Genomic DNA, 256 nt, shown 5'->3' with positions numbered 1-256 from the left:
ATTGCAGGAAGATGCCGGCGATCGCCACCAGCAGGCCAAATTTCGGAAAGGCATGCGATGCGAGGAAGGACAGGAAGAGGATGTTGCGGCCCGGAAATTTCATCCGCGCAAAGGCATAGGCCGCCGGAAGGCAGATGATCGCCGAAAGGATGGTGACGGTTGCCGTCAGCCGCAGGCTCAGCGTCAGCGCATCCCAGACATCGGCACGCGACAGCGTCTGATGCCAGAAGCGCAGGCCGAACTGCTGCGGAATGAC

General features: G+C 60.9%; 1 pseudogene. It reads right to left on the bottom strand.

Features of this window, described 5'->3' with window-relative positions:
• Positions 1-256, bottom strand: a pseudogene (locus SB764_RS42380) (hypothetical protein); the annotation flags it as partial.

Source organism: Paraburkholderia sp. SIMBA_027 (assembly GCF_046535315.1).
GTDB lineage: Bacteria > Pseudomonadota > Gammaproteobacteria > Burkholderiales > Burkholderiaceae > Paraburkholderia > Paraburkholderia tropica.
This window is presented reverse-complemented; position numbering and strand designations above follow the sequence as displayed.